The sequence below is a fragment of the Pseudomonas moraviensis subsp. stanleyae genome, assembly GCF_036283065.1.
Taxonomy (GTDB): domain Bacteria; phylum Pseudomonadota; class Gammaproteobacteria; order Pseudomonadales; family Pseudomonadaceae; genus Aquipseudomonas; species Aquipseudomonas stanleyae.
The window spans coordinates 84,842-108,775 of sequence record NZ_JAADJI010000012.1 but is presented as its reverse complement, the minus strand read 5'-3'; the positions used below and the strand labels follow the sequence as shown (position 1 = coordinate 108,775).

The window sequence follows — 23,934 nt, the reverse complement described above, 5'->3', positions numbered from 1 at the left end:
ACGGTGGCAAGACCTGCGGTTGCTCAACGATGCCTGTGATGCTCAGGGGCTGCGCTGCACAGGCTCGATGCCCAGCGCTTCAGCGATACGCACCAGATCGGCCACCGAACGCGCGGCCAGTTTGCGCATGACCTGACCGCGATGGACTTTGACCGTGACCTCACTGAGGTTGAGTTGCCCGGCAATCTGCTTGTTCATCAGTCCGGCAATGACGAAAGCGAGCACTTCGCGCTCACGGATGGTCAGGGTTTCGTAAGCCCGACGCAGTACGGCGCCGGAGTGTTCGGCGTCCAGCCGCGCACGGTCGCGGGCCAATGCACTGGCCACCGCATCGAGCATGTCCTGATCACGGAACGGCTTGGCCAGAAAATCTACCGCACCGGCCTTCATCGCCTTGACGCTCATGGCGATATCGCCGTGGCCAGTCATGAAGACCACGGGGATGCGCAAGCCGTTTTTTTCCATCTGCTCTTGAAAAGTCAGACCGCTTTCGCCGCGCAAGCGCACGTCGAGCACCAGACAACCGGGCACCTCACGTTGCGCTTGCGCGAGGAAATCCGCGGCACTGTCGAAGGTCTGCACTCGCAGACCGATCGAGCGCAGCAAGCTGTCGAGTGCCTGGCGCATCGAGGTGTCGTCATCGACCACGTACACCACCGGTTCGCTGAGCACAGCGGGACTTTGCGCAGGGCTGGAATGCGACCACACGGTCATGGTTTCTCCTCGGCGAGATCGCAGCACGCATCGGGCTGGTCAACAAATCTAGTTCAGGATGGCGACCGCAGCCAGCCACCGGCCGGACGGTCAGCGATCAGGCTAACAGTCGTCGCCATTGCCGGCCGGCCAGAAACCCCTGAAAATCGGCCAGGCTGAGGCAGTCCCGCCTTCGGCACTGCAAACAGGCAGGCCCGCGATGTCCACCCACCCCTCTTTTCCCTCTGCCCCGCGCGACGTGGTGTTCATCGCCTACCCGCGCATGAGCCTGCTCGATCTCAGCGGTGCGCAGACCGTGTTCTGGGCGGCGGGCAAAGCCCTGACTGAACGCGGTCAGCCCGGCTATCAACTGCACACCGCCAGCCTCAACGGCGGCATGATCCAGACCGTCGAAGGTCTGCCCATCGATACCCGGGCGTTGAGCACGCTCGACAGCGCCGCGCTGGACACGCTGGTCGTGCCCGGCGCGCCGGACATCTGCCAAAGCCTCGACGAGCACCGCGAACTGAGCGACTGGCTACGAGATCATGCCCACCGCGCCCGCCGCGTGGTTTCGGTGTGCAGCGGCGCCTTCCTGCTGGCCCAGGCCGGTTTGCTCGACGGCCGCCGCGCCGCCACCCACTGGGCGATGTGCGACGCTCTGCGCAATCGCTTTCCAGCGATCGAGGTGGATACTGATGCGATTTTCATTCAGCAAGGCAAGGTCTGGACCTCGGCCGGAGTCACCGCCGGCATCGATCTGGCGCTGGCGCTGGTCGAGGCAGATTGCGGCCGCGAAGTGACGCTGCAGGTCGCGCGGGAACTGGTGGTTTACATCAAACGCCCCGGCGGTCAGGCGCAATACAGCACGCTGCTGCAATCGCAGGCGCAGGACGGTTCGCTGTTCGATGATCTGCACCTGTGGTTGATGGACCGCCTCGGCGATCCCAACCTGACCGTGCAACGTCTGGCCGAGCAAGCCGCGATGAGCCTGCGCAACTTCACGCGCGTCTACAAAGCACGCACCGGGCGCACGCCCTCGAAAGCGCTCGAGCTGTTCCGACTCGAAGCGGCCAAACGCCTGCTGGAAAACTCCCCGCACAAAATCGAACGAATCGCCCGCCTGTGCGGCTTCAGCGATGAAGAACGCCTGCGCGCCTGCTTCCAGCGACACCTGTCGATTTCCCCACGCGACTACCGCAGCCGCTTCAGCCGCGATGGCTGAGCCGCTATACCTAGGTATAGTTTTGCCCGCAGGCCATCGGCGTATGGTGCAAGAACGACAGGAGTCACCAGCTCGGCCACCCGGCCCGGGAGCGTTATGCACAAGACGCATGTCATTGCGGTAGTGGACGACGACGAGGCAATGCGAACGTCGCTGAGCAGCCTGCTGCGGGCGTCGGGTTACCAGGTGCTCAGCTACGTCGGACCAGTGCAATACCTGGAATCCGAGGGGCCGGCGCAGACCGATTGTCTGATTTCCGATATTCAGATGCCGGGCATGACGGGTTTGCAGATGCATGCTGTGCTGCAGGCTCGAGGATTTGGCGTGCCGGTGATTTTTGTATCGGCGCATGCGGGCGATTTGCCTACCAGTGTGAACGGCGTCATTGCATGTCTGGCGAAGCCTTTTCTGGCCGAGCGTCTGCTCGCCTGCCTGGAGCACGCGCTGGGTTGACCCCGTCGCTTCATACCTTCGTATACCCCCCTTCCACCCATGCATACCCCCCCCCACACCGATGGACAACTGCGCCCGCCGCCTCCCCGCCCTAGCATGACTCTCGACAGCGAACGATTGAGCGCCAGGCAGTACGGCAAGCAGTTGCGGCGGCCAGTGATCGTCACGCCAGAGTCCGGATCGGGCTCGGGTTCATCCATCCATCAGCGTCAGGGAGCACATTATGAAACAGCAATTATTGGTGATCGGTGCGGGGTTCGGCGGGCTGTGGAGTGCGTTGAGCGCCGCGCGTTTGCTGGACATGCATGACCGTCAGGACGTGGAGATCACACTGCTCGCCCCGCAAGCTGAATTGCGCATTCGCCCGCGCTTCTACGAGCCGGACGTGCACAGCATGTACGCGCCGCTGGACGCGTTGTTCGATGCGGTGGGTGTGCGTTTCGTCAAAGGCACCGCTGACAGCATCGACGCCGAGGCGCGCCGAATCGGTTACCGCGACGAGGCCGGGCGTCCGGGTCAACTGAGCTACGACCGGCTGGTTCTCGCCAGCGGCAGCCAGCTCGCACGGCCGCCGGTTCCAGGGCTGAAGGAGCATGCGTTCGATGTCGATCAAATCGAATCCTCCGCGCGTCTGGAACGCCATCTCATCGCCCTCGCCGACCAACCGACCAGCGTTGGGCGCAACACCGTGGTGGTCGCCGGTGGCGGTTTCACCGGGATTGAAACCGCGACAGAAATGCCGGCGCGCCTGCGCGCGATTCTCGGTGAGGATCAAGACCTGCGCGTGATCATTGTTGATCGCAGCAAGGACATCGCCGCGACCATGGGCGACGGTATTCGTCCATCAATCATCGAAGCGTCAAACGAACTGGGTATCGAATGGATCGTCGACGCCAGCGTTGCCGCCGTGGATGCCAATGGCGTCACCCTCGCCGATCGCCGCCACATCGAAAGCCACACTGTTATCTGGACCGTGGGTTTCCGCGCCAGCCCGCTCACTGAACAGCTCGACGCCGAACGCGATACTCAGGGCCGCCTGCATGTCGACGGCAATCTCAAAGTACAAGGCATCGATCATGTATTCGCCGCCGGAGATGTCGCTCGCGCCGCCACTGATGACCTCGGCAACTACGCGGCAATGTCCTGCCAGCACGCCATCAGCCTCGGTCGTTACGCCGGCAACAACGCGGCGGCCGATCTGCTCGGCGTGGCTCCGACCACCTACCGCCAGCCGAAGTACGTGACGTGCCTTGACCTTGGCGCCTGGGGCGCGGTGTACACCGAGGGTTGGGATCGACAGCTGAAACTGGTCGGAGCCGAAGCCAAAGAGCTGAAGACACAAATCAACACTGTGTGGATCTACCCGCCGGCCGCCGATCGTCGCACCGCCCTCGCGGCTGCCGACCCGTTGATCCCGGTAGCCTGATTTCGCCCTCCGCTTTTGCCCTGAAAACAAGGAGAACACCATGACCCTGCATCTGGATTCCTTCACCGCCAATCGCGCCGTGACCCTGCAAACCCCGAGCGAAGAACTGGTGCCGTCGCGCTACGCACTGCGCCTGGGCGACATCGATGTGATGGTGATCAGCGACGGTGTTTTGCCGCTGCCGACCCAGACCATGTCGACCAACGCCGATCCCGCCGACCGTGCCGCCTGGTTCAAGGACATGTACCTGGGCCCCGATGCTTTCGACTGGGCGCTCAACGTGCTGGTGGTGCGCAGCGGCGAGCAAGTCATCCTCGTCGACGCCGGACTCGGTGGCCAGTTCCCCGGTTTCCCGCGCGCCGGGCAGTTTCCCAAGCGCCTGGCCGCTGCCGGTGTCGACCTCGCCGACATCACCGACATCGTCATCACCCACATGCACATGGACCATATCGGCGGCCTGCTGGTCGACTCGGTGAAAAGCCGTTTGCGCGACGACGTGCGCATCCACGTCACCGCCGCCGAAGTGAATTTCTGGACCACGCCGGATTTCACTTACACCGACATGCCCGCGCCGGTGCCGGACGTCCTGCGCAGCACCGCCAACGCGTTCATCGATCACTATGAAAGCAAGCTGCAGATCTTCGAAGACGAATGTCAGGTGGCACCCGGCGTGGTCGCCAGACTCACCGGCGGGCATACGCCAGGACACTGCGTGGTCTACGTCGACTCTGGCGGCGAGCGGCTGACCTTTGCCGGCGATGCGCTGTTCCCGGTCGCGTTCGATCATCCTGATTGGCACAACGGTTTCGAACACGACCCGGCCAAATCGGTGGAGGTGCGCGTACGTCTGCTCAAGGAAGCCGCCGCCAGCGGCGAGCTGTTCGTCGCCACGCACCTGGCCTTCCCTTCGGTGGGTCGGGTCGCGGTCAACGGTGATGCTTTCCGCTGGATTCCGGCGATCTGGGACTACTAGAGAGCGCCTGAAAGTCTTCGCCCGGCACCGGTCGGGCGAAGCTGTTTCCACCGCTGATGCTACCTGCAGCCGTGCGGGCGGTGACCCACCCTCGGTAGCTGTGTACCATTTCTGCATCAAACAAATCTGTGCAGAGGACAGAGCGTTGGCATATCTGGATTGGGTGCAATGGCCGGCGATGCTGGTCACCGTACTGGCCGCCTGGCTGATCGGTTCGCAACGACCGCAACGGCGCATGAGCGGCTTCGTTTTTTTCAGTCTGAGCAATTTGCTGTGGGTGATCTGGGGCGTCTATGCCGGGGCTTACGCGCTGATCGTTCTGCAGCTTTGCCTGTTCCTGATGAACCTGCGCGGCTTCATGAAGAACCGCGTTTTAGAGCGCTGAGTGACGCTGATCATCTGGCCAGAAAATCCTTTGAATTTTTCTTGTCGGACAAAATCATTTACGTATGAGCGTAAGGAGGAACTCATGCGTAGCACCGATATTTTCGTCATCGAATACAAACATCACGACCAGCCAAAATCATTCGTCATCCGCGCCAAGAGTATGCGCAACGCCGACGCTTGGCATTGGGCGAGCTGTGACGCCGGTATTGCGCCGATTCCGAAACCGGGTAAACCACCGTTGAAAGTGGTTTCCAAACCCCAGGCCGAGCGCTATGGGATCACCGAGGTGAAGTGGCGCGAAACCGCTGCGCTGAACTGGACGGAGGCTTAGGCAAACCGAATTGTTCAACTGATTTTGCAGGTCAGCCATGCGCCCCAGAACAGACTGCTGAAAAACCGGGTCACGTCGCCGAATCCGGCGTCATGCAACAACGCCTGAACCGCCGCCTCCGAGTGCGGCGGATCAGCGCCCTGCAAGATCTTCCCGAGTTTCGCCTGCACCTCGTCGGCGGTTGCGCCCTGCTGTCGCCAGCGCTGGCTCCAGGCTTGCAGCAGCAACGGTTGACTTGTGTAAGCGTAATGATTGCCGGCCACGATCAACGGCGCGCCGGGCTTGAGACGAGCCTGAATGGAGTGCAGGATTTGCTGCTTGGCTGCGTCGCCGCCCAAGTGGTGGAGCACGCCGATCAGCGTGGCGGCGTCAAATGACGCTTGCGCTGGCAAGTCCTCGACGTGGCCCAGATGTATCTGAGTTCTGTGCAATAAATCATTAGCGCGCAGATGCTCGGTTGCAGCCTCCAGCATCGGCTCGGAAGGATCGACCGCAGTGAAGCGCCATTCCGGCTCCAGCGCGGCCATGGCGATGATTTCCTGCGCGGTGCCGCCCGCGCCCACCACCAGCACGTTTGCCGAACGCGACGGACCGAGGCTGGCGGCGAGCATGCAGGCGGACAAGTCGTGACAAGCATCGTAACCCGCCAGGGCAATGCGGCTTTGTCGGGCGTATTCGTTGGCGCGAGAGGTGTCGAATTTGGCGGTGGAATCAGTGGCAGGTTGGGTCATGGCGATGCTCCTTGTCTTCACGGCACGCTACGCCGTGGGAGCGGAGATGAAAAATCCAATGTTTTCATAGGGGGCATTCCGCTGGGGAATGTGCAGTTGTTTAAATGGTTCGGCGCTGCTGTTTAAAAGACACGCCGCGTTACCGGCGCAAGACTACAACGTCTTGCGCCGCTACCTACGACTACGCCAGAATCCGCCGGCTTGTGCGTCTGGAGGCCCATCGGTAACTTGATTCGCGTCACTGATTTCCAGTGATCGGGTTTAGTAGCCCATGGCAAAAGAAGGTTGCACCGGTGTTCGTCACACAGGCTTTTTCAGGCCTGCACTTGATGGCGGCTGTGCGTAGGGCGCTTTCGGGCGCGCCGGCTTTCTTCTTTTCCCCGGTCTACTAACCTGCGTACAGCTGCCACCCCCTGTTTAGTAGCTCGGAGTGGCCGCTTCCAGACAGGAAAAAGAAGATCATGTTCAAACCCACACCGAATCCACCTGAAACAGACCCCACCTCCCCCTACGAATCCCTCGATTCAAAAAAACTCCACGAAGCCGCCGACCGCGCCCTCGACCATTACCTCTGCCCGCCCGGCTCCACCCCACCGCCGCAAAGCCCGCGCGCCATGTACGCCGTCACCGCCGACACCAAAAACGAAGATCTGCTGGCCAACGCCTGCGAAACCCTCGCCTCGGCGAAAACCATCGCCAAGGAATTCGCCGGGCTGATGAAGCCGTCGCAGCGCCGGACATTGATGGGAATTGCACAGCTGATCATGCTCAGTGAGCTAGCGGTAAATCGGGTGCTGGATAATCTTGAGTTGACGGGGTAATGCCGGCCGGCTGAGTTATTCGCTGTTCAAGCCGGCCTCTTCGCGAGCAGGCTCGCTCCCACAGTTTGACCGCGTTCCAGAGTGGGAGCGTGCCTGCTCGCGATGGACACATGAACAGGTTGACGGCTGTGCGCCGCTTCAGCGCCTGCGCGTGACCACTTTTCGGTGACAGTCGGCCGGGGTCAGCACCACGCCGGCCCTGGAGCGCACGGCGATGGTCTCAACGGGCTCGGCCCGTTCGTTGTCGAGCAGAATCGAGTGCTCCTCACCCTCCGCAAACAGAAAGCGCTCGCCCCACTGCCGCAGGCTGACGACGATGGGAAAGACCGCGCGGCCCATGTCGGTGAGCACGTACTCCTTGTAGGCACTGCCGTCCGACGCCGGTTGAATCTGCAGCACACCCAGCTCGACAAGCATTTTCAGTTTGACCGTGAGGATGTTCTTGGCCAGGCCCAGACGTTTCTGGAATTCGCTGAAACGGCGCACGTCATCGAACGCATCGCGGATGATCATCAACGCCCAGCGATCGCCGATGGCTTCAAGGGTTCGGGCCACCGGGCATTCGCTTTGGGCCAGTAATTGCTGTCGGGCCATGTTGCTCCAGGCTTGCTTTGACGGCTGAATGTGGTTGCATTTAACAACCTGAATGGATAAAGATCAACGCATCGGTTTCAATTCAAAACCACACTACGAGGAAGCAAGGATGCCCTGGCAGACGCAAACCCTGGTCAATGCGCAAGCCGCAGCTGGCAGCACAACGATTGGGCTGAGTCGCTTGCAGACTTTTCTCTTTGCAATCACCTGCGCCATGGCGGTGGCCAATGTTTACTTCGCCCAGCCGTTGCTGGAATCGATGGCCGCCAGCCTTGGGGTTTCGCCGGGAGCGATCGGCGTCGTGGTCACGGCGACACAGCTCGGATATGCCGCAGGCCTGTTGTTCATTGTGCCGCTGGGGGATCTGCTCGATCGCAAGAAACTCATCGTCAGCCAGTTGCTTTTGTCAGCGCTGGCGCTGTGTGCAGTCGGCCTGGCCGCGAGCTGGACCATGCTGCTCGGCGCGATGGTGCTGGTGGGTCTGCTGGCGGTGGTGGTGCAAGTGGTGGTCGCCTGTACCGCCAGCCTCGCAAACCCGGAGCAGCGCGGCGCCGCCGTGGGTACCGTCACCAGTGGCGTGGTGCTGGGGATATTGCTGGCGCGCTTCGTTTCCGGCGTAGTGGCTGATCTGGCCGGATGGCGCGCCGTGTATTTTGTCTCGGCAGGCATGATGATCGGCATGGCTTTGGTGCTTTGGCGCACCCTGCCCGCCTCGGCAAAACCGCCCGCGCAGGGCAGTTACTGGCAATTGCTGCGCTCGGTATTCCAACTGTTTTTGACTGAGCGGGTATTACGCATCCGCGGCATTTTCGCCCTGCTGATCTTCGCCGCATTCAGTGTGTTGTGGACGTCGATGGTACTGCCGCTCAGCGCGCCGCCCCTGTCGTTGTCCCATACGCAGATCGGCCTGTTCGGTCTGGCCGGGGTGGCAGGCGCGCTCGCCGCCGCCCGGGCCGGGCGACTTGCCGATCGCGGTTTGGGCAATCGCACTACTGGCATCGCATTGACCCTGTTGACGTTGTCCTGGCTGCCCATCGCATTTGTCGACCGTTCGCTGCTGGCGATGGCCGTCGGGGTGATCCTGCTCGACTTTGCCGTGCAAGCGGTGCACGTCACCAATCAAAGCCTGATCTTCGCCGCACGGCCCGATGCGCAGAGCCGACTGGTGGGCGCTTACATGTGTTTCTACTCGGTGGGCAGTGGTCTGGGGGCGATTGCGGCGACGTATACCTATGCGCAATCTGGCTGGGTCGCGGTGTGTTTTCTCGGGGGCGGGATCAGTGCTGTGGCGCTGCTGTACTGGGCATGGCTGGAATACGGCTACTCGAACTGAACCAGTGTGGGAGCGAGGCTGCTCGCGAAGACGGAGCATCCAGTCAGCAGCGAATTGTCTGACCTGACGCCTTCGCGAGCAGGCTCGCTCCCACAGGGATTATTTGCCAGCAGTTACTTGCTCTCCTCGGGCTTGTCGGTCTGCATTTGCACGGATGGCTTGCTCTTGTCGCCGTCCTTGTTCGGCGCATCGTTGGAATCGAAGCAGCCGCTCAACAGAAACATTGAGCAGAACCCCAGACACACACAGATTTTTTTCATGACGATCTCCTTTCAGCAGTGGTAGTGCCACCCGGTTCAAGCTTGACCTAGCATCGTTCACCTTCTTCCGGGATGTGCGCAAATTCATTCCAGGAATGCATCAGATTTTCAGCCCTTGCTGTGCTCCGGCGAAGAAGGCCCTTCCTTGATGCCCCGCGGCCCGGCGACGCCCCACACGATCAGGCCGAGCACCGGGAACACGATCAGACCGATCGCCCAAGCGGCTTTGACGCCGACGCTCTTGTTGCTGCGAAACACACTGACAATCGCCCACAGGTCGACCAGCAGAATGATCACCGCCACGGCGATGGAAAAATAACTCGCTGCCTCGTTCATTTCGCAATCCTCCGATGACTTGTAAGCATTGGGCTGCGAGGCGATTTCAGCGTTCAAAAAAAATGCGACCGCGCGGTACTAAAGGCTCAGCCGCCTTCCGGCTCCTGGCGGATCACCGAAATCTTGCCGTTGCGCTCGATGATCGCGAATTTGATCTGCTCGATGGTTTCTATGCCCTGACTGGAGCGCGCCGCCTCCATGACGTCCGCCTCGACCAGCCGCGCATGGCGCAGTCGGCGGTGCAACAGCTTGCCGTTCTCGACAATGATCGTCGGCTCGCCATCGATCAGCCGCGAGACCCAGCTCGAACGTTGCTTGAGCAGGGAAAAACCGACATCCACGGCAATCAGCGTAATGATCACCAGAAACGCATTGGTCAGGGAAAAATCATCGCCCAGCAACGCTTGCTGGGTGGCTTCGCCGATGATCATCAGCAAGACGAAATCGAACGTCGTCAGCTCGGCCAGCGAACGCCGGCCGGCAATTTTGAACAGCACCATCAGTGCCAGATACATCGCGAGGGCGCGCAAGACCGAATCCATGGGTCACCTATGGGTAAATGAATTGAGTGAGCTTCACTTCGCTGGAGCCCGGCGCCCGGATATGGCTGCGATACAGGCCCAGGCCGTCGCCGCGCAGGGTCAGGTAAAGCGTCGCCTGGCCCTGGGCATCCGCCTGCAACCACAAACGCATGCCCTGCGCTGAGCTGCGCATACGCACGGGTGCCGGTTGCATGGTTTCAATGCTGAAGCCATCGAGCATCTCACCGCCGATGTCCAGTTCGACGGTGGCTTCAGGCGTTGCGTGCACGCTGAGTTTCAGCGGATTGGTCGACCCATTGCGATGGAACATCTCGTATTCGACCTGGACTTTGCCATCATCGCTGCGGGCGTCCTGCGAACTGAGCACGCCACGGGAAAACAGCCCCAACAGGCCCAGCAGCATGCACACCACCAACAGATACCAACCGATGTGCTCGAAGCGCCAGACCTTCAGTTGGTAGGCCATGTCCTCCTGCACCGGGAAGTGCCTGCTGCGCAGATCGGGATGGTCAGTATCATCCTTCATGGGTGCCACCCTCCTTCACCGCGCAAGGCACGACGATGAAAACCCGGCAACTGCTGCAAGGCGAATTCCGAGGCTCGGGTCTGCACTTCGCTGCGCGATCCGGGAAACCATTGCCGGGTGCTGAACAGAAAATGTCGGTCATCGAACTGAAACGCCCAGGCGAAACACACCGTACCGGCCTTGATGCCGTCCATATCGTCGGGGCCGAGAATGCCGGTGGTGGCGACCGCGACGTTGGCGGTGCTGTCGCGCAGCGCACCGATGGCCATTTCACTGGCAACTTCAACGCTGGTCAGGTTGAAGATTTCCATGGTCGTCGGGCTGACGTGGAGCAAGCGCTGCTTGGCCTGCGGCGAATAGACCACGTAGCCGCATTCGATCAATTCACCGCTGCCGGGCACTTCCGACAGCAGCATGACGATTTCTCCTGCCGTACAGGACTCGGCGGTAGTGATCATCAGCGAATGTTGGCGCAGGTATTCAATCGTATCGTTGGCAATGGACATGGCGGCCTCTCGAAGCTTTTATTGCCGGTTGACCGCTCGCTGCGCTGATCATTCCGCCGGATTTGCCGGGCGTGCAAACGCCTCTTTCGAGAAAGTTTTCCGCCCCGTCCGGCGCGATCACCTACCCTCATAGACTGTGTGATCCATTCGAGCCCGCCGTCCCCATGCTTCGTTTATTCAAGTCTTTGTTTTTTGTCCTGTTCCTGCTGTCGATGGCGGGCAGCGCTGCGCTGTCGGCGGCGGACCTTCCGCCACCGGCAAACTCGAGCGCAGCGCCGTTACCGGTGATTTCGCAAAGTGATCTGCAAGCCCTGCAACAACGGCTCGACGGGCTCAAGCAGCAGATTTCGGCGGCGAACAATTACAACCAGCTCGAAGGCCCGCAGGATCGGGTGCAGGCGTTCATTCTCGACGTTGATCGGCTGTCGGCAGCGTTATTGCCGCAACAGGCGCAACTGGCGGTGCAACTGGGCGTGTTGGGGCCGGCGCCGGATGCCGAGGTGGGCGCCGAACAAGCCGATATCGTCAGGCAGCGGGCGGCACTGGCGGAGCAGAAAAGCAAGGTCGATGGCACGCTGAAAAGCCTCGCCGGACTGAAACAGAATGCTGCCGACCTGATCACGCAGATCGCCGGCATCCGCCGTACGTTGCTGGAAAGCGAACTGACCCTGAGCACCCGCAGCGTGCTGAGTCCGCATTTCTGGGCGCCCCTGATCAACCCAAGCGCGGACGACCGCCAGCGGCTGCGCCTGTTCGTTGCGCAGGTGGGTGACGTCTGGGCCACGGTCTGGGCGCCGGGCGAGCGGTTTTATACCTGCGTGTTGGTGCTGTTGGCGCTGCTCATCTGGACCTTCGGTCGACGTCTGGCTGAGCGCGGCCTGACCTGGTTCTGTATTCACCGCGTGGCGGAGGGCCGCTTGCGCCGCAGTGCCCTGGCTTTCGCCTCAGCCATCGCAACCTTCATCACCACCGCCATCGCCCTGAAACTGCTGTTCTACGCCTGCACCCGCCACGATGCCCTGCCGCCGGTGCTGGAAACCTTCTCCGAAGAGTTCGAAAAAGTCGTCTATGCCTGCGTGCTGATTACCGGGCTCAGCCGTGCATTGCTGTCGACAGAGCATCCATCCTGGCGCCTGCCGTCGATTGCCGATCCGGTGGCGCTGGCCCTCAAGCCTTATCCACGGATTCTCGCCTGTTCTTTGCTGATATTGGTGACGCTGGTGCAGGTCGGCAACGCCACGGGCATGAGCAGCCACATCGTAATGACCGGGCGCGGCGTGATTTCGATGGTGGTGCTGGCGATCATCGGCACCCTGCTTCTGCGCGTCGGCAAAGTGCGCAAGGCACTGGTGGCGGCCAATGACGCCTCTGCGGTAAACAGCATGTTCGCCGGGCTGATCTACAGCGTCGCCAGCGTCTCGATGTTTGTCACGGCCATTGCGCTGCTTGCCGGTTATGTGTCGCTGGCGCGGTTCATCAGCTATGAACTGGTCTGGAGCTACATCGTGCTGTCGGGCTTCTACTTGTTGATTCAGCTGGTCAAGGACGCCTGCGAACATCTGTTTTCACCGAAACACGCGAGCGGCCAGGCGCTCAAGCAACTGCTCGGAGTCAGTGATCGGCGCCTCGAGCAGACCTCGATCCTGTTGTCCGGCGTCAGCCGCGCGGGGCTGATGCTGATGGCGCTGATTTCGTTGTTTGTCGGCGGCATCGGCACCACGCTCGGTCAACTGCTCACCAACATCATGTCGATCCTCGGCGGCGCCGGTTTGCGCAAACTGAACATCGTCCCCGCGCATCTGCTCAATGCGTTGCTGGCGCTGCTGATCGGCATCTGGCTGATCCGCGCATTGAGCCGCTGGCTCGACAACGAGTTCCTGCCCAAGACCGACATGGATCCGGGCATGTGCGCGTCGCTGAGCACGCTGTTTTCCAACATCGGCTACGCCTTTGTGATCCTGCTGACGCTGTCGTCGCTGGGTGTGCAGTGGACGAATCTGGCGTGGATCGTCAGTGCGCTGTCGGTGGGCATTGGCTTTGGCCTGCAAGAGATCGTCAAGAACTTCGTCTCCGGCCTGATTCTGCTCACCGAGCGCCCGGTCAAGGTCGGCGACCTGATCAGCATCAGCGGCGTTGAGGGCGACATCCGCCGGATCAACGTGCGCGCCACGGAAATCCAGCTCAGCGACCGTTCGATCGTGATCGTGCCCAACTCGCAGTTGATCTCGCAGAACCTGCGCAACGTCACCCTCGGCGGCAGTGCACAGGGCGTGGCGTCGCTGGAGCTGATGTTTCCGCTGGATATCGACCCGGAGGAAGTCAAACAGCTGCTGCTCGATGCTTATCACGAAAATGAAACCATCCTCGATAAACCGGCGCCGTTCGTGCGCTTCAGCAAGTTGTCGCCGGACGGGATTACCTTGACGGTCACCGGGTATGTCGGCAGTCCGAGGATCGTCGGGCTGACCAAAAGTGATCTGTTGTTCGAAGTGCTCAAGCGCTTGGGCGCCGCGGGGATTGCGCTGGCGAAGCCGGCGGCGTGATTCGGTTAGCGCTTGCCCGAATTGTCGATGCTGGCGGTGCTGCTGCGTGGCGTCAGTTCAAACGGCAGGATGACATGCGTCTCTGCCAGCGGCCGTTTCTCGATCAGGGCAATCAGCAGCTCGACGGCTTTGGTCCCGAAGGCCTCGGCCGGCTGCGAAATGGTGGTCAGCGGCGGATCGCAGTACGCGGCCATGGGAATGTCGTCGAAGCCGACCAGGGAAATGTCCTCAGGCACACGCAATCCCGCTTGGCGGATGCGCTTGAGCGCACCGATGGCCATTTCATCGTTTTCACAGAACAGCGCCGTGGGCCGCTCAGCCATTGCGAGCATTTTTTCCGCGCCTGCGAAGCCGGCCTCGAGGGTGAAGTTGCCATGGCAGATCAGTGCCTCGTCGAAGGCGATATCGGCTTCGCGCAATGCCGCTTCGTAGCCTGCCAGGCGATCTAGGGTCAGCGGGCTGTTTTTCGAGCCTTTGATCAGGCCAATGCGGCGGTGTCCCAGTGCGATCAGGTGCTCGGTCATGGCTTTGGCGGCGGCGACGTTGTCCAGACTGATGGTTGGATAACGTCCGGCCTTGATCACTTCGCAGGCGTTGACGATGGGCGGCAGATCGGCGTCGGCCGGTGCGTTTTCGAACGGGTCGTAGGCGCGCAACTGGATGACGCCGTCGGCTTGATAGGCGTATACCAACTCGGCGAACTGCCGCTCCAGTTCTTCCCGGCCCTGGGTGTCGCAAAGCAGCAAGCGATAGCCGGCCGCCTGCGCCGCTTGCTGCGCGCCGCTGATCACCCGGGCGAAAAAGGTGTTGGCGATGGTCGGCACCAGAATCACCAGATTGCCGGTGCGCCGCGAACGGAACTGCACGGCCATCAGGTTCGGCCGATAGCCGGCCTGCTCCACCGCAGCCATCACACGCTCACGGGTTGGCGCGAGGACGCGCTCAGGGGACTTCAATGTCCTCGACACCGTCGCCACGGAAACGCCTGCCAGCCGGGCCACTTCGCGGATATTGGACAAAACCACCTCGTTGTTTCATGCCGATCAGGCGCGGAGCTTACCGCAGGCGACGCGCGTTCGAAACGCTGTCGATCATCCGCTGGCATTTGACACCAGGCTAATTCACGCCTAGATTTCGCCCACGATGTAACCGGTTACATCGCTCATCAGAATTGCATCCTGCTACCGAGACGACTGCCATGTACGCTGCCGCAACAAAAATAAGAATGGGTTTTGTCGGCGGCGGTGAAGGCTCCTTCATCGCCCGCGCCCACCGGCAAGCCGCCGGCCTCGATGGACGCTTCGAACTGGTCTGCGGCGCGTTCAGCCGCGACTCTGAAAATAACCAGCGCACCGCTGCTACGTTGGGTGTAGCCGCCGAGCGTTGTTACGACGATTGGCAAACCCTGCTCGCCCGCGAGGCCGCCCTGCCCGCCGAGCAGCGCATGCAATTGCTGATCATCGTCACGCCCAATCATTTGCACGCACCGATTGCCCATGAGGCCTTGAGCGGCGGTTTTCATGTGTTCAGTGAGAAACCGGCCGCGTTGAACCTGGCCGAGGTGCAGGCGCTGCATTCGGTAGTCATCAACAGCCAGCGCATCTATGGGCTGGCGCATACCTACCTCGGCTATGCGATGGTCTGGCAGGCCCGCGAGATGGTCGCCAGCGGCGTGCTCGGGCGCGTGCGCAAAGTCATCGTCGAGTACCCGCAAGGCTGGCTCAGCACCGACATTGCCGGGCAAGGCAACAAACAGGCCGGCTGGCGCGACGACCCGGCGCAATCCGGGATCGGCGGCTGCATCGGCGATATCGGCACCCATGCGTTTTCTCTTGCGGAATTCGTTGCCGGACAGTCCATCCAGTTCATCAGCGCGTTGCTCGGCTCGCATGTCGAGGGTCGGCAACTGGATGACGATGTGGCGATGCTATTCAAGATGCGCGATGGCGCCAGTGGCGTGTTGCTTGCCAGCCAGGTCTGCGCCGGTGAAGAGAATCCGCTGAAGATCCGCGTCTACGGCGACAAGGGTGGGCTGGAGTGGCGTCAGGAGGAGCCGGCCAGCCTGATTCATCGACCGCTGAACGAGCCGATGCGCATTCTGCGATCCGGAGTCGGTCAGCCGTGGTTATGTGCCGCCGCAACCCAGCGCATGCGCCTGCCCGCCGGGCATCCCGAAGGTTATCTGGAAGCCATGGCCAATCTGTACGGCGACCTCGCCGAGGCGATTTTACAAGGCGCCGAAGGCCGTCAGGCGCCGGGGGTTCCGGGCATTGAAACAGGCCTGCGCGGCATGGCGTTTATCGAAACCGCCATCGCCAATCACCTTGGCAACGAGAAGTGGAGCGAGATCCCCGGCCAACTGACAGGAGCCCCGCACAATGAACAGTAATCAGCAGAACGCCGCAGGTATGAAAGGCCCCGGCATCTTCCTCGCGCAGTTCATCGCTGACGAAGCGCCGTTCCACTCGCTCGCCAACATCGCCGAATGGGCGGCGTCGCAAGGCTACAAAGCCATCCAGGTACCGACCCTCGGCACTCGCTTCATCGATTTGCAGCGCGCCGCTGAAAGCCAGGATTATTGCGACGAGCTTATCGCCGTTTGCGCCCGTGCCGGCGTGGTCATCAGTGAGCTGTCGACGCACCTGCAAGGGCAACTGGTGGCGGTACATCCGGCGTTCGACAGCCTGTTCGACGACTTCGCCCCGTCCGCGCTCCGTGGCAAACCCCGCGAGCGCACCGAGTGGGCCATCGAGCAGTTGAAACTGGCCGCCCGCGCCAGCCAGCGTCTTGGGCTCACCGCCCACGCAACCTTTTCCGGCGCCCTGCTCTGGCCTTACGTTTACCCGTGGCCACAACGCCCGGCTGGACTGGTCGAGCAAGGCTTCGCCGAACTGGGCAAGCGCTGGCTGCCGATCCTCGACTGCTTCGAAGAGGCTGGCGTTGATCTGTGCTACGAAATCCACCCTGGCGAAGACTTGCATGATGGCGCGTCGTTCGAGCAGTTTCTCGAAGCGGTGAATCATCACCCCCGCGCCGCGATTCTCTACGACCCGAGTCATCTGCTGCTGCAGCAAATGGACTACCTCGGCTTCATCGATCGCTACCACCAGCGCATTCGCATGTTTCACGTCAAGGATGCCGAGTTCCGGCCCGATGCGCGCTCCGGCGTCTACGGCGGTTATCAGGGCTGGGTCGAACGTCCCGGGCGATTCCGCTCGCTGGGCGACGGCCAGATCGATTTCAAATCGATCTTCAGCAAATTGTGCCAATACGACTTCAACGGCTGGGCGGTGCTGGAATGGGAGTGCTGCCTCAAAGACTCTGCGCAGGGTGCCGCTGAAGGCGCGGCATTCATTGAGCAGCACATGATCCGCAAGACCGCCAAGGCCTTCGACGATTTCGCCGGGGTCAGCGCCGATGCTGCTTCGAACCGGCGCCTGCTCGGCCTGGCTGACGACTGATTCATCCGCGTTACCGACATAAAAACAATACGGTGATCTGAAATGAACGTAATGAATGCGCGACTCAGCGTGATGATGTTTTTGCAGTTCTTTATCTGGGGTGGCTGGTTCGTCACCCTCGGCACTTTTCTGGCGACAACGCTGGCTGCCAGCGGCGGTCAGGTCGGCATGGCCTTCGCCACGCAATCCTGGGGCGCGATTGTGGCGCCGTTTGTCATCGGCCTGATCGCCGACCGTTTCTTCAATGCCGAACGCATTCTGGCGGTGCTGCATCTGCTCGGCGCGGTGCTGCTCTTTCAGCTTTATCGCGCAGCGGATTTCAGTGCGTTTTATCCCTTTGTGCTCGCTTACATGATGGTCTACATGCCGACGCTGGCACTGGTCAACGCCGTGGCGTTCCGCCAGATCAAGGACCCGGCCCTGGAGTTCTCGCGCATTCGCGTGTGGGGCACAGTGGGCTGGATTGTCGCCGGTGTGGTGATCAGCTTCGTCTTCGCCTGGGACTCGCAGCAAAGCATTGCGGCGGGAGGCTTGCGCAACACTTTCCTGATGTCCGCCGTCGCGTCGCTGCTGTTAGGGCTTTACAGCTTCAGTCTGCCGAACACTGCGCCGCTGAAAACTGCAGCAGGCGCATCGAGCCTCAAGCAGATGCTCGGCGTCGATGCGTTGGGTTTGCTCAAGGATCGCAGCTATCTGGTGTTCTTCCTCGCCTCGATCCTGATCTGCATTCCGCTGGCCTTCTACTACCAGAATGCCAATCCGTTTCTGGCTGAGATCGGTGTGACTAATCCGACAGCGAAAATGGCCATCGGTCAGGTCTCGGAAGTGCTGTTCATGTTGCTGCTGCCGTTGTTCATCCATCGCTTCGGCATCAAGATCGCCCTGCTGGTCGGCATGGCTGCCTGGGCGTTGCGCTACGTGCTGTTTGCCTTCGGCAATAACGACGATCAGGCATTCATGCTGCTGATCGGTATTGCCCTGCACGGTGTTTGCTATGACTTCTTCTTCGTGTCCGGGCAGATCTACACCGATGCCAAGGCACCGGAACGCTTCCGCAGCTCGGCGCAAGGCTTGATCACTTTGGCCACGTACGGATTGGGCATGTTGATCGGGTTCTGGATTGCGGGACGGATCACTGACCACTTCACTTCAAGTGCGGGTCATGACTGGACAAGTATCTGGCTGTTTCCCGCCGGCTTTTCCGTGGCGGTGCTGCTGTGTTTCTGGGCGACATTCAAGGGCCGCGATCGCGACAAGGCTGTGTTGCCGAGTGCGGTTTAGAGCAGAGTGGTAATGCTTGAATAGAACGAATGCCGCCTGTGGTTGAGGCGGCATTCGTTATTGATGCTCATCGTCACGCTCAAGCAGTGCGGCGTTCGAGCAGACGGTCAGCGCCACCTTCGGCGACCCGATTGCCTTGCAGGTGGTCGGCACCGTCAGAGGCTACTGCATCGCTGAACAGTGGATCGGTTTCGGTCGCGGCTACGGCGTCGCTGAACAGCGGGTCGGTTTCGGTGGCGGCTACGGCGTCGCTGAACAGACGGTCTGTTTGAGTAGCGGCGACCGCGTCGCTGAACAGCGGGTCGGTTTCAGTGGCGGCGAAGGCATTCAGTGCAAAAACCGAGAAAGCGATACCGAGGATAGTCTGGCGTTTCATGATGATGTGCTCCGAGTTGCAGGGGTTGGGTATGGAGCCGATCTTACGCGGCGCCATGGATATGAGAACTTCATTGACTTAATGGTTGTTATTGAAGCAATCAATGATTGACCAAAGGCAGGCCGCTGTTCATCCCACCGGTAAGCTGTTGCTTACGTATCCAGGCGAAACGCCCTACAACATGGAAAGCGTAAAACTGACAAGTCGTATTTCTGACAGTTTTACTCGAGCAAAAAAAGACCCGAATCGATCGAAACCGAAACGGGTCTTCCCCACTCAGACGAGCCTTATTTCAGGTCGTCAAAGCGGTCTCGCAGGAACTCGTCAAAGCGCAAGGCTTTCAACAATCTCCATACAAGGCTCAGCGTACGCAGCAAAAGCTTCATACGTTTTGGCCTCCAGGGCTGGCGGCCAAACCTCCAGCAAACTTACCGGACCATGCGTGCTTTCAGCCTACATGTTGGTGTGGCTAGTGAGGCGGCCGGTTGAAATCCCTCCGAGACATCATTCCGGCGCGGGTGCGAATCCGCGTCAGAGGGCATGAAACCTTTTGCGCCCCCCAGCCAAACCTCACTGCTCTACCAACAAGATGAGCGCGGGCATCTTAACGCAGAAATCGGAAGAGAAAACCCGAGTAACCAAGGTTATCCTGCGGCTACGCCCGAACCTTTGTAAAATCGTATTTCTGACAATGTTTATTGACAGACCTGTATTCAGTTGCATGCGCTGGACGTTCCGAAAAAATGTCGCACGTCACGCTAAACCTACGTTGCACTGACGGGAGAAACTCAATACCATGCGCGGACATGTTGGTGTGGCTAGTGAAGCACACGACCTCGGCTCCAAACCGAGGTATGGAAGAACCGCCCCGCGAAGGCGGTTTTTTTTCGTCTGCGTTTTCTTGCGAAGTCCTCTCCCATCGCCTCACCCATCTCGATTACCCCATTCCACCTGCACAAATCTTCTAAACACTCTCCTCCCCCACGCGGTATGTTAAAAAACGCACCTGCTCAACCGCCCTCGGAGTACTCCCATGGACAAACGCAACTGGATCTCCCTGTCCCAGGATGTCGATACCGGGATCGAGTCGATTCGTGCGCATTTCCGTGGGCATGCCTACGATCCGCACTGGCATGACAGCTTTCTCGTCGGGGTCACCGAGCAAGGCGTGCAGCAGTTCAATTGCCGCCGCGTGCGTCATCGCAGTACGCCGGGGCATGTGTTCCTGCTCGAGCCGGGTGAAATCCACGATGGCCATGCGCCGACCGAGGATGGCTTTACCTATTCGATGCTGTATCTGGATCCACACTGGCTGGAGCGCGAACTGCACGCGCTGTTCGAAGAGGCGCCCGCTGACAGTCAGCCGGGCTTTGCCGACACCCTGAGCCACGATCCGCGCCTGTCGACGGCGATCGTGCAAGCCTTCCACGCGTTACATGACGGCGATCTGCGCATCGTCCGACAGACTGCGCTGGATGGCCTGCTGGCTTCCCTCACCCGCCATCTCGACTGGCGCAAGCGCCAGGATTTCGATCCGCGTCTGCCATTGGTTGCGCAGTTCGCGCGGGACTATCTGCATGCCCACACCTATGAAGACATCGGCCTCGATGATCTTGCGCAAGCCTGTGGCGTGGACCGCTTTCGCCTGACCCGCGCGTTCAAGGCCGCTTTCGGCCTGGCACCCCATGCTTACCTGATCCAGCTGCGCCTGGCCAAGGCGCGACAATTGCTCGCGCGCGGTGAGACACCGGCGCAGGTCGCCAGCGTGCTCGGTTTTGCCGACCAGAGCCATCTTGGTCGCTGGTTCCGCCGCGCCTATCAACTGACCCCGGCGGACTACCGCAAACGCTGCTCAAATCTTCCAGACTGAGGCCCCGCCGCTGACGATCATGGTGTCCTGTTTCGACTTTCAGGAATCTGCACCATGGCTTCTTTACTGCCCTTTCTGCTGTTCGCTTTCGTTGCCTCGATCACGCCGGGGCCGACCAATATTCTGGTGTTGAGCCACAGCTCGCGGCGCGGGCTGATCGCGACGTTGCCGATCATTTTTGGCGCCTGTGGGGCGGCGGCATTGATCGTGCTGGTGGTCGGGCTCGGTGCTGGCGAAACCCTGTTGCGCTTTCCCCGTGTGCAGCAAGCGATGGCCTGGGCGGGTGTGCTCTGGCTGAGCTGGCTGGCGTGGCAGATCTTTCGCAGCCCGCCACCATCGCTGGACCCGAGTGCCGCGCAGGAACAAGGCTTGAGCGTATTCGGCGCGGCGCTGCTGCAACTGGTCAATCCCAAGGTGTGGATGATGGCGGTGGCCGTGGTCAGCGTATTTGTCGGCGGTGGCGACAAGACGCTGCGCCTGCTGGTGTTATCGCTGGCGTTTTTGCTGGTATCGCTGCCGTGCATGACGATCTGGGCGTTGCTCGGCGTCGGCAGCGCACGGCTGCTCGGTTCACCGCAGGCATTCAAGCGAATGAACGCGGCACTTGCCTTTCTCCTGTTGCTCTCGGCCTGGCTGGCCGTGTTGGTCTAATGACCGGTCGCCTGGCGATATTCACGCGGGGTAAACCCGGTCGAGGCCTTGAACTGACGGGTAAAAGCGCTGTGATCGGTGTAGCCGCATTGCAGCGCAACCTCGGTGATCGGCAAGTCGCTGTGCAGCAATCGATGCGCATGCTCCAGACGGACTTTCTGAATCATCTGCCGTGGCGTCAGGTGAAAAACCCGCTTGCAGTAGCGCTCCAGTTGCGCCACAGAAATCCCGGCGATTCGTGTCAGCTCACTCAGGGTGACCCGTCGATTGAAGTTGGCGCGAATGTATTCATCGACAGCCGCCAGGCGCTCGAACGCCGGATGGGTTTCACTGGCTGATTGCAGATCCACCGAGATCCCTGCCAGGCCGATGATCAGCCCTTCTCGATCATGGATCGGACGTTTGTGAGTAAGACACCAGCCCGGTTCGCGACTGCCGTACAGGTGTAGTTCGAGCTGATCCTCCAGCACAAAACCTTCCTCCAGCACCTTGCGATCCTGCTCGGTGTAGCCCGGGCCCAACTGCGCCGGGAACACCTGCGCACTGGTTTTGCCGAGCAGCGGGCGCAGGTCCTTCAAGCCACAACGCTGCACCAGCGTGCGGTTGGCCAGCACATAGCGCGCGTGCAGATCCTTGATGAAGATCGCCGCGTTGGGGATCACATCGAGTATCGGCAACAGCTGCGCGGCAGCGGCGACCACTTCTTCGAGGGTCTGCGGACGCAGGCCATCCGTGCCTTGGCACAGGATCGAAAACGCAGACTGCATCAAAGACTTCCTCCTCAAGATGAACCACCAGAAAAGCTGTCCGCGAGCAGATTGCAGCAACGCCGCGGCCCTGTCGAGGCCGCGCATTCATCGCTGCCACTGTGCTGAATTCGTCATCGATCCCTGGGTAAAACATCAATCGCCGCTGCCGTCGACCGGTGCAAAGTCTGGTCGTCCCCGTGACACAACTGCCTATCCAATAACTCACAAGAAGGCGATGCCATGTCAGGCCAAGGCAAGTTCAAAAAACAGCTTTCATTGATCGACCTCACCTTTATCGGACTCGGCGCGATCTTCGGGTCTGGCTGGTTGTTCGCCGCCAGCCATGTCTCGGCGATTGCCGGTCCGGCGGGGATCTTCTCCTGGCTGCTGGGCGGTTTCGCCGTGTTGCTGCTGGGCATCGTCTACTGCGAACTCGGCGCCGCATTGCCACGGGCCGGCGGCGTGGTGCGCTACCCGGTTTACTCGCACGGGCCGCTGCTCGGCTACCTGATGGGCTTCATCACGCTGATTGCGTTTTCCAGCTTGGTGGCGATTGAAGTGGTCGCCTCGCGCCAGTATGCGGCGGCGTGGTTTCCCGGCCTGACCAAGGCCGGCAGCGGCGATCCGACGATCATCGGCTGGCTGGTGCAGTTCGGCCTGCTCTGCGTGTTTTTCCTGCTCAACTACCGCAGCGTGAAGACCTTCGCCAAGGCCAACAATCTGGTCAGCGTGTTCAAATTCATCGTGCCGCTGCTGGTGATCGGCGTGCTGTTCACCTTCTTCAAACCGGAGAACTTCCAGGTTCAGGGATTCGCTCCATTCGGCCTGTCCGGCGTGGAGATGGCGGTCTCTGCCGGGGGGATCATCTTTGCCTACCTGGGCCTGACGCCGATCATTTCCGTGGCCAGCGAAGTGAAGAATCCACAGCGCACCATTCCCATCGCGCTGATTCTCTCGGTGCTGCTGTCGACCCTGATCTACGTGCTGCTGCAAATGGCCTTTCTCGGCAGCATTCCAACGGAAATGCTCGCCAACGGCTGGGCCAGTATCAGCAAGGAATTCGCCCTGCCCTATCGCGACATCGCCCTGGCGCTCGGTGTCGGCTGGCTGGCGTATCTGGTGGTCGCCGATGCGGTGATCTCGCCGAGCGGCTGCGGCAACATCTACATGAACGCCACGCCCCGAGTGATCTACGGCTGGGCGCAGACCGGTACCTTCTTCAAGGTCTTCACCCACATCGACGAAAAGTCCGGCATTCCGCGTCCGGCGCTGTGGCTGACCTTCGCCCTGTCGGTGTTCTGGACCCTGCCGTTTCCATCGTGGGAAGCGCTGATCAACGTGGTCTCCGCGGCGCTGGTGTTGAGCTATGCGGTGGCGCCGGTCTCGGTTGCAGCGCTGCGCCGCAATGCGCCGGACATGCCGCGCCCGTTCCGGGTCAAGAGCATGGGCCTGCTCGGGCCGGTGTCGTTCATCATCGCCGCGCTGATCGTCTACTGGTCGGGCTGGAACACCGTGTCGTGGCTGCTTGGCCTGCAGATTCTGATGTTTGTCATCTACCTGTTCTGCGGCCGGTTTGTGCCGACCGCACACCTGAGTCTGGCGCGGCAGGTGCGATCTTCGGCCTGGCTGATCGCCTTCTACGCGGTGACCATCGTGCTATCAAAACTCGGCACTTTCGGCGGCCTGGGCATCCTCGCTCATCCGTTCGACACGATCGTCGTCGCCGCTTGCGCCACCGGCATTTACTACTGGGGCGCGGCGACCGGTGTGCCGGCGCATCTGCTGCGCCTGGACGACGAGGATGAGGAAAGCGAAAACCCTGCACCCTCGCCCACCGTCAACGCCCGCCCTGCCGGCGCCTACTGA

General features: G+C 61.0%; 26 protein-coding genes. 15 read left to right on the top strand and 11 right to left on the bottom strand.

The annotated features are described in order from the left end of the window. Positions 1-42: 42 nt before the first annotated feature. Positions 43-714 (bottom strand): response regulator transcription factor, encoded by a 672-nt coding sequence (locus GXB78_RS21980; protein WP_329516966.1) that lies wholly within the window; start codon positions 712-714, stop codon positions 43-45. A gap of 199 nt (positions 715-913) precedes the next feature. On the opposite strand from GXB78_RS21980, the gene GXB78_RS21975 reads away from it, so the two are divergent. The 6 genes from GXB78_RS21975 (at position 914) to GXB78_RS21950 (ending at position 5,488) form a co-directional block, all read left to right on the top strand. Continuing rightward, positions 914-1,918, top strand: coding sequence for a GlxA family transcriptional regulator (locus GXB78_RS21975; RefSeq protein WP_329516965.1), 1,005 nt, complete (start codon positions 914-916; stop codon positions 1,916-1,918). Positions 1,919-2,014: 96 nt separating this feature from the next. After that, positions 2,015-2,371, top strand: coding sequence for a response regulator transcription factor (locus GXB78_RS21970; RefSeq protein WP_329516964.1), 357 nt, complete (start codon positions 2,015-2,017; stop codon positions 2,369-2,371). A 223-nt stretch (positions 2,372-2,594) separates the two neighbouring features. Continuing rightward, on the top strand, positions 2,595-3,797 hold the full coding sequence (locus tag GXB78_RS21965; RefSeq protein WP_329516963.1) for an NAD(P)/FAD-dependent oxidoreductase: 1,203 nt from the start codon (positions 2,595-2,597) through the stop codon (positions 3,795-3,797). Between the two features lie 40 nt (positions 3,798-3,837). Next, on the top strand, positions 3,838-4,770 hold the full coding sequence (locus GXB78_RS21960) for an MBL fold metallo-hydrolase (RefSeq protein WP_329516962.1): 933 nt from the start codon (positions 3,838-3,840) through the stop codon (positions 4,768-4,770). A 178-nt stretch (positions 4,771-4,948) separates the two neighbouring features. Beyond that, a complete protein-coding gene (locus GXB78_RS21955) occupies positions 4,949-5,155 on the top strand; it encodes a hypothetical protein (protein ID WP_408005150.1) in 207 nt (68 codons plus the stop codon). An 84-nt stretch (positions 5,156-5,239) separates the two neighbouring features. Beyond that, positions 5,240-5,488 carry a DUF6555 family protein gene (locus GXB78_RS21950; RefSeq protein ID WP_329516960.1) on the top strand — a complete coding sequence of 83 codons (249 nt, stop codon included), beginning with the start codon at positions 5,240-5,242 and terminating at the stop codon, positions 5,486-5,488. Between the two features lie 14 nt (positions 5,489-5,502). Here the strand turns inward: GXB78_RS21950 and GXB78_RS21945 are convergent, their stop codons facing one another. After that, positions 5,503-6,219, bottom strand: coding sequence for a class I SAM-dependent methyltransferase (locus tag GXB78_RS21945; RefSeq protein WP_329516959.1), 717 nt, complete (start codon positions 6,217-6,219; stop codon positions 5,503-5,505). A 461-nt stretch (positions 6,220-6,680) separates the two neighbouring features. On the opposite strand from GXB78_RS21945, the gene GXB78_RS21940 reads away from it, so the two are divergent. After that, positions 6,681-7,040 (top strand): DUF6124 family protein, encoded by a 360-nt coding sequence (locus tag GXB78_RS21940; RefSeq protein ID WP_329516958.1) that lies wholly within the window; start codon positions 6,681-6,683, stop codon positions 7,038-7,040. A gap of 138 nt (positions 7,041-7,178) precedes the next feature. Here the strand turns inward: GXB78_RS21940 and GXB78_RS21935 are convergent, their stop codons facing one another. Further along, a complete protein-coding gene (locus GXB78_RS21935; RefSeq protein ID WP_329516957.1) occupies positions 7,179-7,634 on the bottom strand; it encodes a winged helix-turn-helix transcriptional regulator in 456 nt (151 codons plus the stop codon). Between the two features lie 109 nt (positions 7,635-7,743). Here GXB78_RS21935 and GXB78_RS21930 point away from each other — a divergent pair, with 109 nt between their 5' ends. Continuing rightward, positions 7,744-8,967, top strand: a complete 1,224-nt coding sequence (locus GXB78_RS21930; protein ID WP_329516956.1) for an MFS transporter — start codon at positions 7,744-7,746, stop codon at positions 8,965-8,967. Between the two features lie 113 nt (positions 8,968-9,080). On the opposite strand, the gene GXB78_RS21925 is transcribed toward GXB78_RS21930, so the two are convergent. The 5 genes from GXB78_RS21925 to GXB78_RS21905 all read right to left on the bottom strand — a co-directional run bounded on the left by GXB78_RS21925 (position 9,081) and on the right by GXB78_RS21905 (position 11,137). After that, positions 9,081-9,227 (bottom strand): hypothetical protein, encoded by a 147-nt coding sequence (locus GXB78_RS21925; RefSeq protein ID WP_329516955.1) that lies wholly within the window; start codon positions 9,225-9,227, stop codon positions 9,081-9,083. Between the two features lie 108 nt (positions 9,228-9,335). Further along, a complete protein-coding gene (locus GXB78_RS21920; RefSeq protein ID WP_329516954.1) occupies positions 9,336-9,563 on the bottom strand; it encodes a PLD nuclease N-terminal domain-containing protein in 228 nt (75 codons plus the stop codon). A gap of 86 nt (positions 9,564-9,649) precedes the next feature. Further along, positions 9,650-10,105 carry a DUF421 domain-containing protein gene (locus tag GXB78_RS21915; protein WP_329516953.1) on the bottom strand — a complete coding sequence of 152 codons (456 nt, stop codon included), beginning with the start codon at positions 10,103-10,105 and terminating at the stop codon, positions 9,650-9,652. Positions 10,106-10,112: 7 nt separating this feature from the next. Further along, positions 10,113-10,631: a hypothetical protein gene (locus GXB78_RS21910; RefSeq protein ID WP_329516952.1), complete on the bottom strand. Its 519-nt coding sequence runs from the start codon at positions 10,629-10,631 to the stop codon at positions 10,113-10,115. Then, complete coding sequence (locus GXB78_RS21905; protein WP_329516951.1) at positions 10,628-11,137, bottom strand: CinA family protein; 510 nt, start codon at positions 11,135-11,137, stop codon at positions 10,628-10,630. The genes GXB78_RS21910 and GXB78_RS21905 overlap by 4 nt, the downstream gene beginning before the upstream one ends. A gap of 164 nt (positions 11,138-11,301) precedes the next feature. On the opposite strand from GXB78_RS21905, the gene GXB78_RS21900 reads away from it, so the two are divergent. After that, positions 11,302-13,680 (top strand): DUF3772 domain-containing protein, encoded by a 2,379-nt coding sequence (locus GXB78_RS21900; RefSeq protein WP_329516950.1) that lies wholly within the window; start codon positions 11,302-11,304, stop codon positions 13,678-13,680. Positions 13,681-13,685: 5 nt separating this feature from the next. On the opposite strand, the gene GXB78_RS21895 is transcribed toward GXB78_RS21900, so the two are convergent. Further along, the gene (locus tag GXB78_RS21895; RefSeq protein WP_329516949.1) at positions 13,686-14,699 is read right to left on the bottom strand and encodes a LacI family DNA-binding transcriptional regulator; all 1,014 of its coding nucleotides are present in this window, start codon (positions 14,697-14,699) and stop codon (positions 13,686-13,688) included. 179 nt (positions 14,700-14,878) lie between these two features. On the opposite strand from GXB78_RS21895, the gene GXB78_RS21890 reads away from it, so the two are divergent. Genes GXB78_RS21890 through GXB78_RS21880 form a run of 3 tightly spaced genes read left to right on the top strand, consistent with a single transcriptional unit; the run spans position 14,879 to position 18,422 of the window. Then, positions 14,879-16,069, top strand: a complete 1,191-nt coding sequence (locus GXB78_RS21890) for a Gfo/Idh/MocA family protein (protein WP_329516948.1) — start codon at positions 14,879-14,881, stop codon at positions 16,067-16,069. Further along, positions 16,059-17,141, top strand: coding sequence for a sugar phosphate isomerase/epimerase family protein (locus GXB78_RS21885; protein WP_329516947.1), 1,083 nt, complete (start codon positions 16,059-16,061; stop codon positions 17,139-17,141). Before GXB78_RS21890 ends, GXB78_RS21885 begins: the two co-directional genes overlap by 11 nt. Before the next feature lie 42 nt (positions 17,142-17,183). Continuing rightward, entirely contained in the window at positions 17,184-18,422 is a 1,239-nt protein-coding gene (locus tag GXB78_RS21880) for a nucleoside permease (protein ID WP_329516946.1), read from the top strand. A 79-nt stretch (positions 18,423-18,501) separates the two neighbouring features. On the opposite strand, the gene GXB78_RS21875 is transcribed toward GXB78_RS21880, so the two are convergent. Then, entirely contained in the window at positions 18,502-18,798 is a 297-nt protein-coding gene (locus tag GXB78_RS21875) for a hypothetical protein (protein ID WP_252875983.1), read from the bottom strand. A 1,033-nt stretch (positions 18,799-19,831) separates the two neighbouring features. Between GXB78_RS21875 and GXB78_RS21870 the strand changes: the two genes are divergently transcribed. Together GXB78_RS21870 and GXB78_RS21865 are read left to right on the top strand one after the other, a co-directional pair. Next, the gene (locus GXB78_RS21870) at positions 19,832-20,668 is read left to right on the top strand and encodes an AraC family transcriptional regulator (protein ID WP_329516945.1); all 837 of its coding nucleotides are present in this window, start codon (positions 19,832-19,834) and stop codon (positions 20,666-20,668) included. A gap of 54 nt (positions 20,669-20,722) precedes the next feature. Next, positions 20,723-21,319 carry a LysE family translocator gene (locus tag GXB78_RS21865; protein ID WP_329516944.1) on the top strand — a complete coding sequence of 199 codons (597 nt, stop codon included), beginning with the start codon at positions 20,723-20,725 and terminating at the stop codon, positions 21,317-21,319. Here the strand turns inward: GXB78_RS21865 and GXB78_RS21860 are convergent. Beyond that, entirely contained in the window at positions 21,316-22,086 is a 771-nt protein-coding gene (locus tag GXB78_RS21860; protein WP_329516943.1) for an AraC family transcriptional regulator, read from the bottom strand. The genes GXB78_RS21865 and GXB78_RS21860 overlap by 4 nt on opposite strands. Before the next feature lie 222 nt (positions 22,087-22,308). On the opposite strand from GXB78_RS21860, the gene GXB78_RS21855 reads away from it, so the two are divergent. Then, positions 22,309-23,934: an APC family permease gene (locus GXB78_RS21855; RefSeq protein WP_329516942.1), complete on the top strand. Its 1,626-nt coding sequence runs from the start codon at positions 22,309-22,311 to the stop codon at positions 23,932-23,934.

What these genes read in the sequence shown, in the direction of transcription:
- GXB78_RS21980 (WP_329516966.1), bottom strand. Translation starts at nt 714, where the DNA reads ATGACCGTGTGGTCGCATTCCAGCCCTGCGCAAAGTCCCGCTGTGCTC.
- GXB78_RS21975 (WP_329516965.1), top strand. Translation starts at nt 914, where the DNA reads ATGTCCACCCACCCCTCTTTTCCCTCTGCCCCGCGCGACGTGGTGTTC.
- GXB78_RS21970 (WP_329516964.1), top strand. Translation starts at nt 2,015, where the DNA reads ATGCACAAGACGCATGTCATTGCGGTAGTGGACGACGACGAGGCAATG.
- GXB78_RS21965 (WP_329516963.1), top strand. Translation starts at nt 2,595, where the DNA reads ATGAAACAGCAATTATTGGTGATCGGTGCGGGGTTCGGCGGGCTGTGG.
- GXB78_RS21960 (WP_329516962.1), top strand. Translation starts at nt 3,838, where the DNA reads ATGACCCTGCATCTGGATTCCTTCACCGCCAATCGCGCCGTGACCCTG.
- GXB78_RS21955 (WP_408005150.1), top strand. Translation starts at nt 4,949, where the DNA reads ATGCTGGTCACCGTACTGGCCGCCTGGCTGATCGGTTCGCAACGACCG.
- GXB78_RS21950 (WP_329516960.1), top strand. Translation starts at nt 5,240, where the DNA reads ATGCGTAGCACCGATATTTTCGTCATCGAATACAAACATCACGACCAG.
- GXB78_RS21945 (WP_329516959.1), bottom strand. Translation starts at nt 6,219, where the DNA reads ATGACCCAACCTGCCACTGATTCCACCGCCAAATTCGACACCTCTCGC.
- GXB78_RS21940 (WP_329516958.1), top strand. Translation starts at nt 6,681, where the DNA reads ATGTTCAAACCCACACCGAATCCACCTGAAACAGACCCCACCTCCCCC.
- GXB78_RS21935 (WP_329516957.1), bottom strand. Translation starts at nt 7,634, where the DNA reads ATGGCCCGACAGCAATTACTGGCCCAAAGCGAATGCCCGGTGGCCCGA.
- GXB78_RS21930 (WP_329516956.1), top strand. Translation starts at nt 7,744, where the DNA reads ATGCCCTGGCAGACGCAAACCCTGGTCAATGCGCAAGCCGCAGCTGGC.
- GXB78_RS21925 (WP_329516955.1), bottom strand. Translation starts at nt 9,227, where the DNA reads ATGAAAAAAATCTGTGTGTGTCTGGGGTTCTGCTCAATGTTTCTGTTG.
- GXB78_RS21920 (WP_329516954.1), bottom strand. Translation starts at nt 9,563, where the DNA reads ATGAACGAGGCAGCGAGTTATTTTTCCATCGCCGTGGCGGTGATCATT.
- GXB78_RS21915 (WP_329516953.1), bottom strand. Translation starts at nt 10,105, where the DNA reads ATGGATTCGGTCTTGCGCGCCCTCGCGATGTATCTGGCACTGATGGTG.
- GXB78_RS21910 (WP_329516952.1), bottom strand. Translation starts at nt 10,631, where the DNA reads ATGAAGGATGATACTGACCATCCCGATCTGCGCAGCAGGCACTTCCCG.
- GXB78_RS21905 (WP_329516951.1), bottom strand. Translation starts at nt 11,137, where the DNA reads ATGTCCATTGCCAACGATACGATTGAATACCTGCGCCAACATTCGCTG.
- GXB78_RS21900 (WP_329516950.1), top strand. Translation starts at nt 11,302, where the DNA reads ATGCTTCGTTTATTCAAGTCTTTGTTTTTTGTCCTGTTCCTGCTGTCG.
- GXB78_RS21890 (WP_329516948.1), top strand. Translation starts at nt 14,879, where the DNA reads ATGTACGCTGCCGCAACAAAAATAAGAATGGGTTTTGTCGGCGGCGGT.
- GXB78_RS21885 (WP_329516947.1), top strand. Translation starts at nt 16,059, where the DNA reads ATGAACAGTAATCAGCAGAACGCCGCAGGTATGAAAGGCCCCGGCATC.
- GXB78_RS21880 (WP_329516946.1), top strand. Translation starts at nt 17,184, where the DNA reads ATGAACGTAATGAATGCGCGACTCAGCGTGATGATGTTTTTGCAGTTC.
- GXB78_RS21875 (WP_252875983.1), bottom strand. Translation starts at nt 18,798, where the DNA reads ATGAAACGCCAGACTATCCTCGGTATCGCTTTCTCGGTTTTTGCACTG.
- GXB78_RS21870 (WP_329516945.1), top strand. Translation starts at nt 19,832, where the DNA reads ATGGACAAACGCAACTGGATCTCCCTGTCCCAGGATGTCGATACCGGG.
- GXB78_RS21865 (WP_329516944.1), top strand. Translation starts at nt 20,723, where the DNA reads ATGGCTTCTTTACTGCCCTTTCTGCTGTTCGCTTTCGTTGCCTCGATC.
- GXB78_RS21860 (WP_329516943.1), bottom strand. Translation starts at nt 22,086, where the DNA reads ATGCAGTCTGCGTTTTCGATCCTGTGCCAAGGCACGGATGGCCTGCGT.
- GXB78_RS21855 (WP_329516942.1), top strand. Translation starts at nt 22,309, where the DNA reads ATGTCAGGCCAAGGCAAGTTCAAAAAACAGCTTTCATTGATCGACCTC.